Source organism: Nonomuraea wenchangensis (genome assembly GCF_900111685.1).
GTDB lineage: Bacteria > Actinomycetota > Actinomycetes > Streptosporangiales > Streptosporangiaceae > Nonomuraea > Nonomuraea wenchangensis.
The window spans coordinates 94,542-111,044 of record NZ_FOHX01000004.1 but is presented as its reverse complement, the minus strand read 5'-3'; the positions used below and the strand labels follow the sequence as shown (position 1 = coordinate 111,044).

Genomic DNA, 16,503 nt, shown 5'->3' with positions numbered 1-16,503 from the left:
CGCCCCAGGACCGGCTAGCCGGCCTCCTTCAACGCCGCGACCTGCCCGTTCATCGAAGCCGTCTGAGGAGCGGGCAGGATCGCCCACACCGTCGTGGTGTCCCCGTCGTGGCGCACCCCCCAGCTCTCCGCGACGTACTCCACGATGCCGAGCCCCCGCCCCCCGAGCGAGGACAGGGTCGGCCGGGCCGCCCGTGGCTCCGTCGCCGCGCCTCCGTCACTCACCGCGACCTCGATGTGGCCGTCACTGCGCAGCCAGGCGACTCTCACCATGCCGGACGGCAGCGGGTGCGCGTGCCGCAGCGCGTTGCTCAACAGCTCGCTCACGACGAGCACGGCGTCGTCGATCGCCGTGGCGAAGACCCCGCTGTCCTGCAGGTCCGTGCTCAGACGCTGGCGGGCGACGGCGACGCTGGACGGCGCGTACGGCAGCAGCACCACGCTTGACACACCCACCTCCCCGTTCCCTGTGCCCCCCGCGGGAACACTCCCCGGTACGACCGAAATGCCCCGTTACTCGATCCCAGAAACCGCATCTCGATCACAGCTTGTACACATTGGAAGATAGATCAGCTCAACCGTGACCACCTCGTTACCGCATCGGTGTGTCGGATCCGATAGTGCCGGCGCCCTTCAGCACCAGCCGCATCCTGGTGCCCCCGCCGGGTCTCGGCTGTGCGCTCACGTCTCCTCCTTGTGCCCTCGCCAGACTGCGGACGATGTAGAGCCCGAGCCCTACTCCACCAAACCGTCTCCGGTCCCCGCTGTCCACCTGGACGAACCGCTCGAAGACCCGTTCCCGGTCAGGAGCGGCGATACCGACGCCCTCGTCGTCCACCACGACGACCACGTGGCCGTCCTCCGGCCACGCCTCCACGCGGATCAGCCCGCCCTTGGGCGAGTACTTGAACGCGTTCTCCAGGAGCTGCCCGAGCACGATGTCCGTGGCGAGCGCGTCGCCGAGCACGCGAGGCAGCCCGTCGCCGATCGCGACCTCCACCCGGTGCCGGTCCGACAGCACCGGCAGCCCCAGCGTGGCCGCGTGGATGCGGTCGGCCAGGTCGAACTCCTCGATGCTCACCTTGAGCTCGTCCGCCCCGGCCCGCGCGCCGAGCAGCAGGTGGTCCATGAGCTGGCCGAGCGACCTCGCCCGCTCGGCGATGGTGTGCACGGCCGCGCGCCGCTCCAGGTCGCCGAGCTTGTCCCAGCGGGCGTCGAGCGTCGAGGCGAACCCCCGTACGATCGTGATCGGCGTGCGCAGCTCATGGCTGGTCGTGGCGAGGAACAGGTCCTTGGCCTCCTCCAGCTCCTTGGCCCTGGTCACGTCGCGGAAGTCGACCACGACCTCGCCGGTCTCCTCGATCCGCGCGCCCACCACGTCCAGCCACCGCCCGGTCTCCAGCTGGAAGGTGAGCTTCTCGCCCGGCTCGGGCAGCGGGAACGGCGGCGGCCCGCCGAGCACGGTCTCCTCGGGGATCGCGGTGATCTCGGCGGCGGCAGGGTTCCAGCGCACCACCCGCCCGGCCTCGTCCAGCACGGCAATGCCGTCGGCGCTGGCGTCGAAGACGGCCCGCTCGTGGGCCCGCTGCCGCACCGCCTCCTGGTAGGCGACGGCGTTGCCGACCGCGATGCCCGCGTGCCCGGCCAGCAGCTCCAGCAGCTCCAGCTCCAGGTGGCCGGGGGTGCTCCTGGCGAACAGCGCGTAGAGCGCGCCGTAGGGCCGGCCGCCGACCGCGGCCAGGCCGAGCGCGATCGTGTGCAGGCCCTTCAGCCGCGCCCACACGAGGTCGTCGAGCCCGCTCGACTCCAGCAGGACGGTCTTGCCCGTGCGTAACAGCCGGTCCACGAGGCTCGTCCGCAGGTCCGTGGTGGTGCCGCGGAGGTCGTCAGGCAGCTCGTACGTGCTCACCAGCCGCAGCCGCTCCCCCTCGATGAGCACGAACCCGCCCGCGTCGGCCCCGGTCAGCTCGGTCAGGCTGGCCGAGATGCGGTCGAGCACGGCCGACAGCTCCAGGTCGGAGTTGATGTCGCCGACCACGTCGGTCAGCCGGCGCACCAGCCTGGCCCGGCGCGCCATCCGGGTCTTCGCGACCTGGTCGGCCCTGGCCAGGTGGTGGACGCACACGTAGCCGGCGACGGCGCTGCCGAGCCGCAGCGCGCTGATGTCCACCCGCACGTCGAGGAGGTCGCCGGCGCTGTCGAGCCGCTTGGTGCGCACCGACACCTGGCCGCCGGTCCGTACGCGCTCCAGCGCCGCGTTGTGCTCGGCGATCAGCTCCGCCGGGACGATCGGCGCCCGGCGGCCCAGCATCTCCGCGGCCTTCCAGCCGAACAGCCGCTCGGCCGCCTCGTTCCAGACCAGCACGGTCTGGTCCCTGTCGACCGCGACGACGGCGTTGGGCGAGCTGTCGAGCACCGCGCGGGCGAGCTCATCGTCACTACCGGCCCATTGGTCCCCCACTCCTCCATAGTGCACGTGGCGCGGTGGGTGCGTCGGGCGATCCGTCCGATACGCTGCGGTCACGACGATTCCTGGAGGGGCGAGGGCATGACGAGCGGCGAACTGGACGCCCTGCTGCGCGTGACCTCCAGCACCTACCGGGGGGATTCACCGGACATCGCGTTCGGCACCTACGACGGCGCCGTGGGCCGCCTGGTGCTGGCGGCGACCTCCAAGGGCACCGTGGCCTGCTCCTTCGAGCCGGAGAACGACGTCTTCGAGCTGATCAGCCGCACCGTGGGCCGCTTCATCGGCCCCGACCCGCGCCGCCTCGACCCTCTGCGCAGAGAGCTGGACGCCTACTTCTCCGGACGGCTGCGGGCCTTCGCCACGCCGGTCGACCTGGCGCTCGCCACGCCGTTCGCGCGCACGGTGCTGCAGAAGACGATGGCGGTCCCCTACGGCACGACCACGACGCTGGAGCGCATCGGCGAGAGCATCGGCCGGCCGCGCGCGCTGCGGGCGATCGGCAACGCGCTCGCCTCCAACCCCGTCTGCGTGATCGTCCCCTGCCACCGGGTGGTGCGCGAGGACGGCGGGCTCGGCGACTACGCGGGGGGCGTAGCCGCCAAGCAGCACCTGCTCAACGTCGAACGGCGCGTCTCGACCGGCCCGTGAGCGCCCCGGCGAGCAGCGTCACCAGCGCCGCCACCAGGGCGGCGCCGAGCGCGCCGTTCATCCACGGCTGGCGGGTGAAGCCGATCGCGTCGCGCAGGCCCTCCCAGATCCCGTCCCAGGCGGCGACGGTGGGCGTCGAGGTGGTCAGCCAGTAGGCGACGAACCCGAGCGCCCACGGCACCAGCATGCTCCAGCGCGAGGGGGCGTCCTCGGCGGTGTTCCAGTGGCCGGCGCGGGCGAAGACGAAGTAGTCCACGGCCAGCACGGCGAACATCGGCACGAAGACCGCGCCGATCACGCCGAGGAACGCGCCGTAGGAGGTCACGTCCACGATCAGGGCGATCGCGACGGTCAGGAGGCCGATCGCGACCGAGAACGCCCGCCGGTCCACGCGCGGCATGAGGTTCTGCAGGGACATCGTGGTCGAGTAGACGTTCGCGAACGACTGGTCGGTCTCGCGCAGCACCAGGATGCCGAAGAACAGCGCGCCGAGCGGCGCCGCCACGAACGGGGCGAAGACCGCGGTGCTGTCGGCGGTGACGGCGGCGGAGCCGGCGATGGCGACCGCGTACACACCGAGCCCCAGGCAGGCGACCTGGGCCAGCGTGTAGCCGCCGACGACGCCGGTGAACGCGGCGCGGCTGGAGCGGGAGTGCCGGGCGAAGTCGGCGGCCATCGGCACCCAGGAGACCGACAGGGCGATCACGTAGTCGACGGCGGCGGGGAACGCGGTCCACGAGCCACCGGCGTACGTGGGGGCCTCGTTCAGGAAGTACCAGGTGAACCAGAGCATCGAGACGATCACGCCGACCGTGACGTAGCGGCGCAGCAGCCGGATCGCGCCGAGCGGCCAGATCGTCAGCGCGGTGGTGAGCACCCCCGCGGCGATCACCCACACCTGGTAAGGCACCCCGCCGAAGATCGCGGTGGCGGCCTTGGCGATCACCCACAGCTCGAACGCCCCCCAGCCGAGCATCTGGACGATGTTGAGCACCGTGGGGACGTAGGAGATCTTCGCCCCGAACAGCCCGCGCAGCAGCACCATGGCGGGCTGCCCGGTCCGCGTGCCGGGGACGGCCGACAGGCCCACCATGGCCGTGCCGATGAGGCTGCCGACCAGGGCCGCGGCGAGCGCGCCCGCCAGGCTGAGCGGGGCGTTGCCGAGGGGGTCGAGCAGGAACAGCGCCCCGGAGAAGCCGAGGAGGCTGACGCCGAGATTGGCCCAGAGCGCGCCCTGGTCGAGGACGCCCAGCGTCTTCGGCGGAGCGCCGTCGAGGGTCAGGGGAACTTCGTCGGCGACCTGCGCCATCGCACACTCCCTACGCCGGCATTACCCGGACAGGTTCAGGCGGTCGGCAGCGGCTGGAAAAGCTGCCCTCTCAGCCCGGCGAACCCCGAGCTCCCGCGACGATCTGTAGTTTTCGCCCTCATGATGCCCCAATGGCGCGGAAAGCGCTATATGAGGCTCCCCCTCGGCCGATCAGGCCACGAACGGCTCCTGACCGGTCTCGCTCACCATGGGCCGGCGCGCGGCCTCCCACGACTGCATGCCGCCGCCGACGTTGACGGCGTCGCGCCCGAGCTGGTTGAGCCAGGCCGCGACCTGCAGCGACCGGCCGCCGACCCGGCAGACGACGTAGACGGTGCGGTCGGCGGGGATCTCCTCGACCCGGCCCTGGATCTGGGTCATGGGGATGTGCACGGCGTCCGGCGCGTGGCCCGCGAGCCATTCGTCCTGCTCGCGCACGTCGAGCAGGTAGGCGTCGGCGGGGACGGCGCTGGCCTCGGTCTCAGGAACGGTCATGCTTCCATTGTCCCGCCCCCGCGGAGTCGCTTGAGCAGGTCACTTGAGCAGCTTGGACATCCGCCGGTCGGCGAGGGGCTTGCCGCCCGTCTGACAGGTGGGGCAGTACTGCAGCGAGGAGTCGGCGAACGACACCTCGCGGATCGTGTCGCCGCACACGTCGCAGGGCTGCCCCGTCCGGTTGTGCACGCGAAGGCCCGACTTCTTCTCCGCCTTGAGGTCCTTGGCCGCCAGGCCGTGCGCCCGCTCGACGGCGTCGGCGAGCGTGGTGACGATGGCCTCGTGCAGGTCGGCGACCTGCGCGTCGGTCAGCGTCCCGGCGATCTTGAACGGGGACATCCGCGCCGCGTGCAACACCTCGTCGGAGTAGGCGTTGCCGATGCCCGCGATGATCTTCTGGTCGCGGAGCAGGCCCTTGATCTGCGTACGGTTGCCGCCCACGATGCGCTTCAGCGCGTCCACGGTGAAGGCCGGGTCGAGGGGGTCGGGGCCGAGGGCGGCGACACCGGGCACCTCGTCCGGATTTTTCGTGACATAGATCGCGAGCCGCTTCTGCGTCCCCGCCTCCGTCAGCTCGAACCCCGGCGCCAGCCCCTCGTCGTCGGGCGCGAAGCGCACCCGCGCCGCGAGCGGGCCCTTGCCCGGCCGCACCGGCTTGGCCCCCGACATGTCGTCGCGCCAGCGCAGCCATCCGGCCCGCGCCAGGTGGAAGACCAGGTGCAGGCCGTCACAGTCGAGGTCGAGGAACTTGCCGTGCCTCGCCACCCCGGTCACGGTCAGCCCGCCGAGCGACGTCACCGGCGGATCGAACGTCTTGAGCGCCTGGATGCCGACCACGTCGACGGCCATGATGGACCGGCCCACCGCCCGTTCGCGCAGGAAGTGGGCCAGAGACTCCACTTCGGGAAGTTCCGGCATGCCCCCAGAGTACGATGCGCACCGGACCATCCACAGCCTGTGGAAAGCGCCGGGCGATTAGTGTCGGGGCATGAAGGTGACGATCGCCGAAGAACTCCTCCTGCTCGCGTACAGCGAGGACGAGGGCAAGCAGCTCATCAGCACCGTGCAACTCGACCCCGCGCTGGCCGGTGCGCTCCTCGCCGAGCTCACCGTCGAGGGCCGCGTCGAGCTGTCGGACGACAAGCTCGTTCTCACCGGCTCAGCGCCACTGGGGGACGCCGAGCTGGACGCCGTGCTGAGCCGCCTGGGCGACGAGCGCAAGCAGCGCAAGCCCGCCTGGTGGGTGCAGCGCCTGCAGTCGCACAAGCTGCGGACACGCCTGCTGACCAGGCTCGCCGAGGCCGGGGTGCTGACCGAGCAGCGGAGCAAGGTGCTCGGGATCTTCCCCGTCACGCGCTGGCCGGAGGCCGATCCCAGCGTGGAGGCTGACGTCAGGGAGCGGGTGGCGAGCGTGCTCGGCGGCGCGGAGCCCGACGCCCGCACCGCCGTACTGATCGCGATCATGCACGCGGCCAAGCTCGACCGCAAGGCGTTCCCCGGGGCGAGCAAGGAACGGGTGAAGGAGCTCGCCGAGGGCGCCTGGGCGGGCGACGCGGTGGCGAGGACGATCGCCTCCATCAACGCCGCCACCATCGCCACGATCACCGCCGCCACGGTCGCGGCCACCGCCGGCGGCGGCGGCTGACAGACGGACCGGCCGGCCGGTCCGTGAGCCTCAGTTGGCGTCGATCACTTCTTTCGGCACCGGCTTGTCCTCCTTGAGCGCGTCGAACAGGGCCACCGCCTTGGTGCGGTCCCACTTGATCGCCGTGCCCCCGCTGGCCACGCTCTCCTCCCCGCCGAACGGCACCACGGTCGTCACCGGGCTGTCGCCCATGGACAGCCCGAGCGACAGCATGTCGAACACACCGGTGCCGGTGTCGACCTCGACGGCGTCGGTGGCGCTCATGGCCAGCGGGATCGACGTGAACGGGTTGATCAGCACGCCGGGGCTCGCCGCCTTCTTCACGACCGCGCCGAGGAACTGCCGCTGCCGCTTGGTCCGCTCGAAGTCGGGCAGCGCGCCGCCCTTCCTGGTGCGTACGTAGCCGAGCGCCTGCGAGCCGTTGAGCACCTGGGTGCCCTTCTTCAGCTTGAGCCCGGCTTTGGGGTCGTCGACGGCGGCCCGTACGTTGATCTCGACCCCGCCGACCGCGTCCACGATGTCCACGAACCCGGCGAACCCGATCTCCATGTAGTTGTCGATGTGCAGGCCGGTGACCGTCTCCACGGTGCGGACGAGCAGCTTGGGCCCGCCGAAGGCGTAGGCGGAGTTGAGCTTGTCGCGGCCCCTGCCGGGGATCGTGACGGCGGAGTCGCGCGGCAGGCTGACCAGCGTGGGCTTGTCGCTCCCGTCGGGGATGTGCAGCAGCATCATCGAGTCCGTACGCTGCCCGACGGCCCGCCCGGTCGCCAGCTTCTTCCGCTGCGCGGCCGAGAGGCCCTTGCGGCTGTCGGAGCCGACCAGCAGCCAGTTGGTGCCGGGGGTGTCGTCGGGACGGCCCTCGTAGTCGTCGAGCACGCCCTCGATGCCGCTCAGCCGCGAGTCGATCCAGAAGAGCAGGCCGACGCCCGTCACCAGCAGCGCCACCACGAAAGCGGCGATGATCTTGACGATGAGCCGGCCGGACGGCCGCCTGCGCGGCCCGCGCGGCCCCCGCGGGTCCCCGCCGCGGGGCTGCTCCGGCGGTCCGCCGCTGCCGCCCGACGGCGAGCGCAGCGGCCGGACGGGGCCGCCGCCGCCGGAACGTTCCCGGCCGTAGACGCGCGAGCGCCCCTGCGACGGCCCGCCGTCGTCCGCGGCGCGGGGTGACGAGGGCTCGGGCGCCGGCGGGACGGTGGGAAGCTTGTGGGTGGGCGCGTTCGCCCCTCTCAAGGGCGGCGCCTGGTGGGCGGGAGCGCCGCCCGAGCGGAGGCCGTCGTCCGGCCTGGGCGGCAGCGGGCGCCCGTCGCCCGGCGAGCGCATGGCTCGCGTCCGGTCGTCCTCAGACACTTCGCCCTCTTCCCCTTCGGTATGTCATAGACGGTACGTCGAACCCCCCGACTGTGCGGAGTGCCGCCAAGGTTGCTCCACGGAAAAGTACCGGGAACCAAAAGATCGTAAGCGGCGTGGACGCGCACGAATGACCCTTGAGACGGGTGTGACGAAGGCGGCGGCGGAAACATAGACGCCACCCGCGTCGTTACGTAAAGGACAACCTCTATCGAAGGGATGATCGTGTCCGCTCCGGACCCGTGGAGTCCATGCCCGTGCTGGGGCACGGGTTCCTCTGAGGGCTCACTACGGTGAGCGCTTATCTGGGGCTACTGGCCCTGTTCCTCCTGACCGCGGCGACCGGGTTCTTCGTCGCCCAGGAGTTCGCCTACGTCGCCGCCGACCGGGGTGTTCTGCGCGAGCAGGCCGCCGCCGGTGACGCCGCCGCCGACAAGGCACTGAAAGTCACCTCGCGCCTGTCGTTCATGCTCTCCGGCGCCCAGCTCGGCATCACGGTCACCGCGTTGCTGGTCGGCTTCCTGGCCGAGCCGGCGATCTCCGTGATCGTCCGGCCCTGGCTGGAGGGCACGGGCATGTCCGACGCCATGATCACCGGTGTGTCCGTGGCCTCCGGCGTGCTCGTGGCGACGGTGGTGCAGATGGTCCTCGGCGAGCTGGCGCCCAAGAACCTGGGCATCGCCAGGCCCGAGCCGGTGGCCAAGTTCCTGGCCCGGCCGACGCTGGCGTACCTGACGGTGGTCGGCCCGGTGGTGCGGCTGTTCGACTCGGCCGCCACGGGCCTGCTGCGCCTGGTCGGCATCGAGCCCGTGGAGGAGGTCGAGCACGGGGCGACCCCCGAGGAGCTGTCGCGCATCATCGAGGAGTCGACCCGCGCGGGCGAGCTGCCTCCGCGGCTGTCGGACCTGCTGGAGCGGGCGCTGGAGTTCGGCGACCGCACCGCCGAGGAGGCCATGGTGCCGCGCCCCCGCGTGGTCGTGCTGCGCGAGTCGCAGCCCATCTCCGACCTGCTCGGCGTCATGCGCGAGCGCGGCCACTCCCGCTACCCGGTGCTGGCCGAGGACGGCGACGTGCTGGGCGTGACGGGCGTGCGCGAGCTGCTGGCCTCCGGCCTTGAGGAGGGGCGCGTCGGCACGGTCACCCGTCCCGCGCTGCTGGTGCCCGACAGCCTGCCGCTCCCGCTCGTGCTCGACCGGATGCGCGGCGCCAAGGACGACATCGTCTGCGTCATCGACGAGTACGGCGGCCTGGCCGGCGTCATCACCGTCGAGGACCTCGCCGAGGAGCTGGTGGGCGAGCTGCTGGACGAGAACGACCCCGAGCCGCTCGGCGCCGTGCAGCGCCCCGGCGGCGTCTGGGAGGTGCCCGGGCGGCTGCGCCTAGACGAGGTCGAGCGCGCCACGGGCCTCAGCCTGCCCGAGAGCGACGACTACGACACGCTCGCCGGTCTGGTCCTGGCCCGTCTGGGCCGGCTGCCCGACCCGGGCGACGCGGTGTCCGTGCCGGTCACCGCGGACACGGACGACCCCTTCGAGGAGGACGAGGGCGGCCGTACGGCCCGCCTGACGGTGATGTCGCTCAACAGACGAGTGCCTGAGTGGGTCCGCGTGTCCCCGGAGGAGCAGCCGGCGGAACAAGCTTCTGAGCAGCGGGGCGAGTGGGCGGAGGCGGCCCGATGACGCTGCTGCTCCTGAGCCTCGCCCTGCTCGCGTTCAACGCCCTGTTCGTGGCGGCGGAGTTCGCCTTCGTCTCGGCCCGCCGTCACCGGCTGGAGGAGATGGCCGGGGGCGGCCACCGCCTGGTCCGCATCGCCGCCAAGTCGGCGGTCGGCGGCGGGCGGCAGCTCTCCCTCATGCTGGCCGGCGCGCAGCTCGGCATCACCCTGTGCACCCTGGGCCTCGGTCAGGTCACCGAGCCGGCCCTGGAGCACGCGATGGAGCCGCTGTTCGCCGCGCTGGGCGTCCCCGAGGGCCTGCGCCTGCCGATCTCGCTCACCATCGCCCTGGCGCTGGTGACGTTCCTGCACATGGTGGTCGGCGAGATGGCGCCGAAGTCGTGGGCGCTGACCCACCCCGAGCGGGCGGCGCTGCTCCTGACGCTGCCGTTCCGCGCGTTCACCAGCCTGATGAGCCCGCTCCTGCGCTCGCTCAACGGCCTGACGAACGCCATCCTGCGCCTGTTCGGCGTCCAGCCGAGGAACGAGCTGGCGACCACCCGCACCCCTCGCCAGCTCGCCATGCTGGTGGGCGAGTCGGGCCGCATGGGCCTGCTCGACCGCGAGGAGCACGACCTGCTCACCCGTGCGCTCCGCCTCCAGGCGGAGGGCATCGAGCGGCTGATGGTCCCCATCGAGCGCGCGGTGAAGGTCGGCGTGCAGGCGACCGCGCGGGAGATCAGGAAGGCGGCCGCCGGCAGCGGGCACCTGAGGCTGCTCGTGGAGGGCCCGTCGGGCGTCGAGGGGGCCCTGCACGCCAGGGACGCCCTCCTGCGGCCCGAGGCCACCGCGGAGTCGCTGAAACACCCCCTGCCGAGGCTGGCGTGCGTCACGCAGGTGCCGGAGGCCGTGACGGCCCTCCAGGACGCGCGGGCGCACCTGGCGCTGGTGACGAACGCCGCGGGCGCCGTCATCGGCATGGTGAGCCTGACCGACCTCCTGGGCGAGCTCCTGGACACCAGGGCGGCCGGGGCCACGGCGGGCTGAGCTCGGGTTGCCTCGTGCCGGCCGGTCACCGAGCCGGCACGAGAAAGCCCCTTTTGTGAGCTAAATCACGCAAGCCGCCCGAAAGTGATCTGCAAGCGGAGGCATCTACCGTCCTCCTTGCGGAGCGCGGCCGCGCACACCAGGGCCCGACAAAGAAAAAGCCCCGGCTCTTGCGAACCGGGGCTGCTTTCGTCAATGTGGGTCTGCCGATTTCATCGGTGGACCTGAGTGGGCGAGGAGGGATTTGAACCCTCACGTCCTTTCGGACACACGGACCTGAACCGTGCGCGTCTGCCGTTCCGCCACCCGCCCTTGTGGGTGCGGAAAGAACATTAGCACGGAACAGCCAGTGGTACTGAACCCGGATACGATCGCATAAGACACGGGAGCGGAGGAGCTGGGCGCGACAGCCGACGGGCGCCGAGGAACGCCGCCACTGTGGAACAAGCGGAAACCAGGCGCCGGGCGCGCCGGGTGGCCGCGATCATATGCACGGAGGAAGGGAGGTACCCGGTGGGAGTCCTTCAGCGCTTCGAGCGAAGGCTCGAGGGCTTGGTTGAGGGAGCCTTTGCGCGGGCGTTCAAATCCGATCTCCAGCCGGTCGAGGTCGCCAGCGCGGTTCAGCGGGAGATGGACGAGCGCGCGGCGATCGTGGCCCAGGGTAGGACGCTCGTGCCCAACGACTTCGTGGTGGAGCTGTCCACGACCGACAGCGAACGGCTTGAGGTCTACGCCGACAGCATCAGCCACGAGCTGGCGAACCTCGCCAGGGAGTACGCCAAGGAGCAGGGCTACTCCTTCGTAGGACCGGTCCGGGTGCGTTTCGAGACCGCCGGCGATCTGGCTGTGGGCCTGTTCCGCATCCGGTCGGGGGTCATCCGCGGCGCGACGGTCGAGCAGGACGAGATCCGCCAGCCGGCGAGCGACCTGCCCCCGTCCCGGCCCAACGCGTTCAACGGGCGGCCCAGGCTGCTCGTGTCCACTCAGGACGACCCGCAGGGCGACCGCTCCTACGAGCTCACCACTCCGGTGACCTTGCTCGGCAGGGGCACCGACTGCGACCTTCGTCTCGTCGATCCGGGCGTCTCCCGGCACCACGCCGAGCTGCGCGTCGAGGGCCAGACAGTGGCCCTCGTGGATCTCGGATCGACGAACGGAACCTTCGTCAACGGCCAGCCGGTACGCAGGATCGAGCTCCAGAACGGCACGCGAGTGACGCTGGGTCGCACGACTCTGGTTTTCCGGCGCGATTAGAGGTAAACAGACGGTCCATGTCCGAGCTCACGCTGCTGCTGATCCGGCTAGCCTTCCTGGCGGTGCTGTGGTTTTTCGTCATTGCCGCAGTCGGCGTGATCCGGACTGACTTGTTCGGTTCACGCACGGCTCCCGCGGGCCCGCGCAAAGCGTCAAGGCCCGCGAAGGCACCGGCGAAGCCCAAGAGCAAGAAGGGCGAGCCACGCCAGCTCATCGTCACCGGTGGCCCGCTGCAAGGCACCACCATCGACCTCACGGAGACGCCCATCACCATTGGCCGGGCGAATGACGCCACGCTGGTAGTCAGCGACGATTACGCATCCAGCCGGCACGCCCGGCTCTTCCCACAGGACGGCCAGTGGATCGTGGAAGACCTAGGATCCACCAACGGCACGTACCTCGACCGATCCAAAGTCACCCGCCCGACCCCGGTGCCGCTCGGTGTTCCGATCCGCGTCGGCAAAACAGTCATTGAATTGCGCAAATGACCATCGCACTCCGCTACGCCGCCCGCTCGGACGTCGGCCTCCTCCGCGAAGGTAACGAGGACTCGGCGTACGCCAGCGGCCGCCTGCTCGCCGTCGCCGACGGCATGGGCGGGCACGCACACGGCGAGGTGGCGAGCTCAGTCGCCATCGCCGCCATGGCCTCTCTCGAAGAGGCCCCCAAGGGGGGTGACCTGCTCAACGCCATTGAGGCAGCGGTACGCGATGCCAACCGCAGGCTGCACGAGATGGTGGGGCGGGATCCCAGCCTCAAGGGCATGGGCACGACGCTCACGGCCATGCTGTGGAGCGGCACCCAAGTAGCCCTCGTCCACGTGGGAGACTCGCGCGCCTACTTGCTGAGGCGCGGCGAGCTCTACCAGATCACCCATGACCACACCCTGGTCCAGCAGCTCGTCGACGACGGGCGCATCACGCCGGAAGAGGCCGCCACGCACCCGCAGCGCTCGATCCTGCTGCGCGCGCTCGACGGCAGCGGCGAGGTCGATCCCGACCTCACGCTGCGGGAGGCGCAGGTGGGCGACCGCTACCTGCTGTGCTCCGACGGGTTGTCCGGGGTGGTGAGCGCGGAGACGCTGCACGCCACGCTCACCAACATCGACGACCCCGAAGAGGTCGTCCGGCAGCTCATCGACCTGGCCAACCGCGGTGGCGGGCCGGACAACATCACCTGTGTGCTGGCCGACGTCCTGGACCTCGACGACGGGCAGGCGGTGCCCGCCGAGGCCGCCGTCGTCGGCGCGGCGGGGATGGCCAGGCTGCGGGGCGGCGCCCCCCAGGACACCCAGCCGGGGCGAGCCGAGGCGGTGACCGCGCCCCAGCCGGTCCTCACTGACGACGACTTCCAGGAGCCGGTCGCCCAGCGGCCGGCGCTCCGGCGTCGTCGCCGGATGTGGCCCGTGCTGGTCACCGTGCTCGGCGTGGGCGGCGTGGCCGTCGGCGCCGGCGGCTACTTCGGATACCAGTGGACCCAGGACCAGTTCTTCGTCGGCGCTAGGGGCGACGAAGTGGTCGTTTACCAGGGGGTGCAGAAGGAGGTGGGTCCCTTCCAGCTCTTCAGCGTCTCCCGGATGACCGGGCGGCAGCTCTCCCGGCTGTCCGAGGCCGATCAGGCGCTGGTCAAGAGCGGCATACCGGTGACCAACGCCGACGCGGGCGTGGAGAAGATCAACAGCTTGAAGTTCTCCGCGAGCCAGGCCGACGACGGCTCGACGGAGGCGTCCCCGTCCCCCACGCCGTCGGCGTCCGCGACCAAGACCAAGACGAAACCGCAATAGATGAGCGAAGTCGCAGCTTCCCCCGTCCCCATGCCGGCCAAGCGCCGGGTGGCCCAGCTCGTCATGCTGGCGCTCGCGGTCCTGATCGTCATGGGCGCCTACGCCAACGTGGGCCTAGCCGTGGACGGCCGGGTGCCCGCGGGCATGCTGGCCTACGGTCTCGGCCTGGGCGGCATCATGCTGGTCGCCTACCTCGTGCTGGCCAAGTTCGCGCCCTGGGCCGACCCGCTGATCCTGCCGCTGGTGACGCTGATCAACGGCCTCGGCCTGGTGATGATCTACCGGCTGGAGTCGGCCAAGATGCCGGGCGCGTCGGCGGCCAACCAGATCATGTGGACCGGCCTCGGCGTCGTGATGTTCGCCGCCACCCTCGTCGTGCTGCGCGACCACCGCATGCTGCAGCGCCTCACCTACACCGCGGGCGCGATCGGGCTGGTGCTGCTCGCCATCCCCGCGCTGCTGCCGGGCTCGCTGAGCGAGGTCCAGGGCGCCAAGATCTGGATCCGCATCGGCGGCTTCTCGATCCAGCCGGGTGAGTTCGCCAAGCTGGCGCTCGTGGTCTTCTTCGCCGGCTACCTCGTGGCCAAGCGCGACGTGCTGGCGCTGGCGGGCCGCAGGCTGCTCTTCATCGACCTGCCCCGGGCCCGCGACCTCGGCCCCGTCCTCGCGACGTGGGGGCTGAGCCTGCTCGTGCTGGTCTTCGAGAAGGACCTCGGCACCTCGCTGCTGCTGTTCGGCACGTTCATCGCGATGATCTACATCGCCACCCAGCGCACCTCGTGGGTGCTGATCGGCCTGCTGCTCTTCGTCGGCGGCGCCTATCTCGCCGGGCTCGCGTTCTCGCACGTCGGCGACCGGTTCGAGATCTGGCTCAACCCGGGCAGCTCCGAGTTCTACGACCGCGAGATCGGCGGCAGCTACCAGATCATGCAGGGGCTGTTCGGCTTCGGCGCCGGCGGCATCCTCGGCACCGGGCTCGGCCAGGGGCACCCCGAGCTGATCCCGCTGTCGTTCTCCGACTTCATCTTCGCCGCCACAGGCGAGGAGCTGGGCCTGACCGGCCTCATGGCGCTGCTCATGCTCTACGCGCTGCTGGTCGAGCGGGGTCTGCGCACCTCGCTGGCGGCCCGCGACCCCTTCAGCAAGCTGCTCTCGGGCGGCCTCGCGTTCCTGCTGGCGTGGCAGGTGTTCATCATCGTCGGCGGCGTGACCAACCTCATCCCGCTGACCGGCCTGGTCACTCCGTTCATGTCCCAGGGCGGCTCGGCCCTGCTGGCCAACTGGATCCTCATCGCGCTGCTGGTACGTACGTCCGACGCCGCCCGGCGCCCCCCACCCCAGGCGATCCAGAACGAAGGATTGACGCAGGTGTTCCAGCGATGAACAGCACACTCAAGCGGGTGTCCGTGGCCTGCCTGGCCATGTTCGCGCTCCTGATGATCAACGTGAACTTCCTGCAGGCGGTGCGGGCCGAGGAGCTGCGCGCCGACGCGCGCAACGTCCGCAACTTCTACGAGCGCTACTCCATCGAGCGCGGGCGGATCATCGCCGGCGGCAAGGTGATCGCGCAGTCCGTGGAGACCGACAGCAAGCGGTTCAGGTTCATCAGGCAGTACCCCGACGCCAAGCTGTACGCGCACGTCACCGGCTTCTTCTCGCCGGAGAGCGCGAGCGCGATCGAGGCCAGCGAGAACAAACTGCTCGACGGCTCCAGCGCCGACCTGCTGCTGCGCCGTAGCATCGACCTGTTCACCGGCGAGCCGACCAAGGGCGCCAACGTCGAGGTCACGATCAACCCCAAGGCCCAGAAGGCGGCCTACGACGCGCTGCGCCAGAGCGGCAAGCGGGGCGCGGTCATCGCGATCGAGCCCAAGACGGGCGCGATCCTCGCCATGGTGTCGCTGCCCACCTACGACCCGACCGAGCTGTCGGGCACCGACAAGGGCAAGGTGTTCGGTCGCTACGACGAGCTGGCCAAGGACAAGGACCAGCCGCTGCTCAACCGGGCGATCGGGCAGACCTACCCGCCGGGGTCGACGTTCAAGGTCGTGACGATGGCGGCCTACCTCGAGGACGACTCCTCGCGCGGGCCCGACACGACCGTGGACGCGCCACAGAACCTCCCGCTGCCCAACACGAACATCAGCCTGCCCAACTACGGCGGCGCGGCCTGCGGCTCCGGCTCGGTCACGCTCACGTACGCGCTGGAGAGGTCCTGCAACACGCCCTTCGGCAAGATGGGCATGGAGCTGGGCTACGACAAGATGAACGAGCAGACCGAGAAGTTCGGCATGGGCACCCAGATCGGCGTGCCGATGAGGGTGGAGCAGAGCGACTTCGGCAAGGAGGAGGACAAGGCGGCGCTCGCCATGGCCTCCATCGGGCAGCGCAGCAACCGGATGACGCCGCTGCAGATGGCCATGATCGCGGCCGGCATCGCCAACGGCGGCACGGTCATGAAGCCCTATCTCGTCAACAAGATCACCGACGCCAAGGGCGACACGATCGACGAGGCCGACCCCGACGAGCTGACGGACGCGGTCAGCGAGGAGACCGCCGGCAAGCTGCGGCAGATGATGGTCAGCGTCGTCCAGAACGGCACGGCCAACCTCGCGCAGGTCCCGGGCGTCCAAGTAGCGGGCAAGACGGGCACCGCGGAGACGGCCGACGGAAAGCCGCCGCACGCCTGGTTCATCTCCTTCGCGCCCGCGGACGACCCGAAGATCGCGCTCGCGGTCATCGTCGAGTCCGGCGCGGCCAACGTCGGCGCGGAGGCGACCGGCGGCCACACGGCCGCCCCGATCGCGAAGGCCGTGCTGGAGGCGGTGCTCACCAAGTGACCGACGGTAACC

The 16,503-nt window shown here is 70.7% G+C and carries 15 protein-coding genes, 1 tRNA gene and 1 riboswitch; of the genes, 9 read left to right on the top strand and 7 right to left on the bottom strand.

Annotated features, from left to right (window positions below):
* Positions 1-14: 14 nt before the first annotated feature.
* A complete protein-coding gene (locus BMW85_RS12890) occupies positions 15-449 on the bottom strand; it encodes an ATP-binding protein (RefSeq protein ID WP_342743401.1) in 435 nt (144 codons plus the stop codon).
* Between the two features lie 142 nt (positions 450-591).
* On the bottom strand, positions 592-2,460 hold the full coding sequence (locus tag BMW85_RS12885) for a sensor histidine kinase (protein WP_091080985.1): 1,869 nt from the start codon (positions 2,458-2,460) through the stop codon (positions 592-594).
* Positions 2,461-2,547: 87 nt separating this feature from the next.
* On the opposite strand from BMW85_RS12885, the gene BMW85_RS12880 reads away from it, so the two are divergent.
* Positions 2,548-3,117, top strand: coding sequence for a methylated-DNA--[protein]-cysteine S-methyltransferase (locus tag BMW85_RS12880; protein WP_091080982.1), 570 nt, complete (start codon positions 2,548-2,550; stop codon positions 3,115-3,117).
* Here the strand turns inward: BMW85_RS12880 and BMW85_RS12875 are convergent.
* The 3 genes from BMW85_RS12875 to BMW85_RS12865 form a co-directional block, all read right to left on the bottom strand.
* Positions 3,083-4,426, bottom strand: coding sequence for a purine-cytosine permease family protein (locus BMW85_RS12875; RefSeq protein WP_091080980.1), 1,344 nt, complete (start codon positions 4,424-4,426; stop codon positions 3,083-3,085). The genes BMW85_RS12880 and BMW85_RS12875 overlap by 35 nt on opposite strands.
* Positions 4,417-4,533: riboswitch (TPP riboswitch) on the bottom strand. (Overlaps the previous gene by 10 nt.)
* 64 nt (positions 4,534-4,597) lie before the next feature.
* On the bottom strand, positions 4,598-4,921 hold the full coding sequence (locus BMW85_RS12870) for a rhodanese-like domain-containing protein (RefSeq protein ID WP_091080978.1): 324 nt from the start codon (positions 4,919-4,921) through the stop codon (positions 4,598-4,600).
* Positions 4,922-4,960: 39 nt separating this feature from the next.
* The gene (locus BMW85_RS12865) at positions 4,961-5,839 is read right to left on the bottom strand and encodes an Fpg/Nei family DNA glycosylase (protein ID WP_091080975.1); all 879 of its coding nucleotides are present in this window, start codon (positions 5,837-5,839) and stop codon (positions 4,961-4,963) included.
* Positions 5,840-5,909: 70 nt separating this feature from the next.
* On the opposite strand from BMW85_RS12865, the gene BMW85_RS12860 reads away from it, so the two are divergent.
* On the top strand, positions 5,910-6,566 hold the full coding sequence (locus BMW85_RS12860) for a GOLPH3/VPS74 family protein (RefSeq protein WP_091080973.1): 657 nt from the start codon (positions 5,910-5,912) through the stop codon (positions 6,564-6,566).
* A gap of 30 nt (positions 6,567-6,596) precedes the next feature.
* On the opposite strand, the gene BMW85_RS12855 is transcribed toward BMW85_RS12860, so the two are convergent.
* Positions 6,597-7,913, bottom strand: a complete 1,317-nt coding sequence (locus BMW85_RS12855) for an LCP family protein (RefSeq protein ID WP_245774757.1) — start codon at positions 7,911-7,913, stop codon at positions 6,597-6,599.
* Positions 7,914-8,206: 293 nt separating this feature from the next.
* On the opposite strand from BMW85_RS12855, the gene BMW85_RS12850 reads away from it, so the two are divergent.
* The gene (locus tag BMW85_RS12850; RefSeq protein ID WP_091080968.1) at positions 8,207-9,592 is read left to right on the top strand and encodes a hemolysin family protein; all 1,386 of its coding nucleotides are present in this window, start codon (positions 8,207-8,209) and stop codon (positions 9,590-9,592) included.
* Entirely contained in the window at positions 9,589-10,614 is a 1,026-nt protein-coding gene (locus BMW85_RS12845; protein ID WP_177240653.1) for a hemolysin family protein, read from the top strand. The genes BMW85_RS12850 and BMW85_RS12845 overlap by 4 nt, the downstream gene beginning before the upstream one ends.
* Before the next feature lie 229 nt (positions 10,615-10,843).
* Here BMW85_RS12845 and BMW85_RS12840 read toward each other — a convergent pair.
* Positions 10,844-10,926 (bottom strand) — tRNA-Leu (locus tag BMW85_RS12840).
* Positions 10,927-11,127: 201 nt separating this feature from the next.
* Between BMW85_RS12840 and BMW85_RS12835 the strand changes: the two genes are divergently transcribed.
* Genes BMW85_RS12835 through BMW85_RS12815 form a run of 5 tightly spaced genes read left to right on the top strand, consistent with a single transcriptional unit; the run spans position 11,128 to position 16,491 of the window.
* Positions 11,128-11,868 (top strand): FHA domain-containing protein, encoded by a 741-nt coding sequence (locus BMW85_RS12835; RefSeq protein ID WP_091081864.1) that lies wholly within the window; start codon positions 11,128-11,130, stop codon positions 11,866-11,868.
* A 17-nt stretch (positions 11,869-11,885) separates the two neighbouring features.
* Entirely contained in the window at positions 11,886-12,356 is a 471-nt protein-coding gene (locus BMW85_RS12830; protein ID WP_091080963.1) for an FHA domain-containing protein FhaB/FipA, read from the top strand.
* Complete coding sequence (locus BMW85_RS12825) at positions 12,353-13,651, top strand: Stp1/IreP family PP2C-type Ser/Thr phosphatase (protein WP_091080960.1); 1,299 nt, start codon at positions 12,353-12,355, stop codon at positions 13,649-13,651. Before BMW85_RS12830 ends, BMW85_RS12825 begins: the two co-directional genes overlap by 4 nt.
* Positions 13,652-15,034: an FtsW/RodA/SpoVE family cell cycle protein gene (locus BMW85_RS12820; protein ID WP_218155762.1), complete on the top strand. Its 1,383-nt coding sequence runs from the start codon at positions 13,652-13,654 to the stop codon at positions 15,032-15,034.
* Positions 15,031-16,491 (top strand): peptidoglycan D,D-transpeptidase FtsI family protein, encoded by a 1,461-nt coding sequence (locus tag BMW85_RS12815; RefSeq protein ID WP_091080956.1) that lies wholly within the window; start codon positions 15,031-15,033, stop codon positions 16,489-16,491. Before BMW85_RS12820 ends, BMW85_RS12815 begins: the two co-directional genes overlap by 4 nt.
* Positions 16,492-16,503 lie beyond the last annotated feature (12 nt).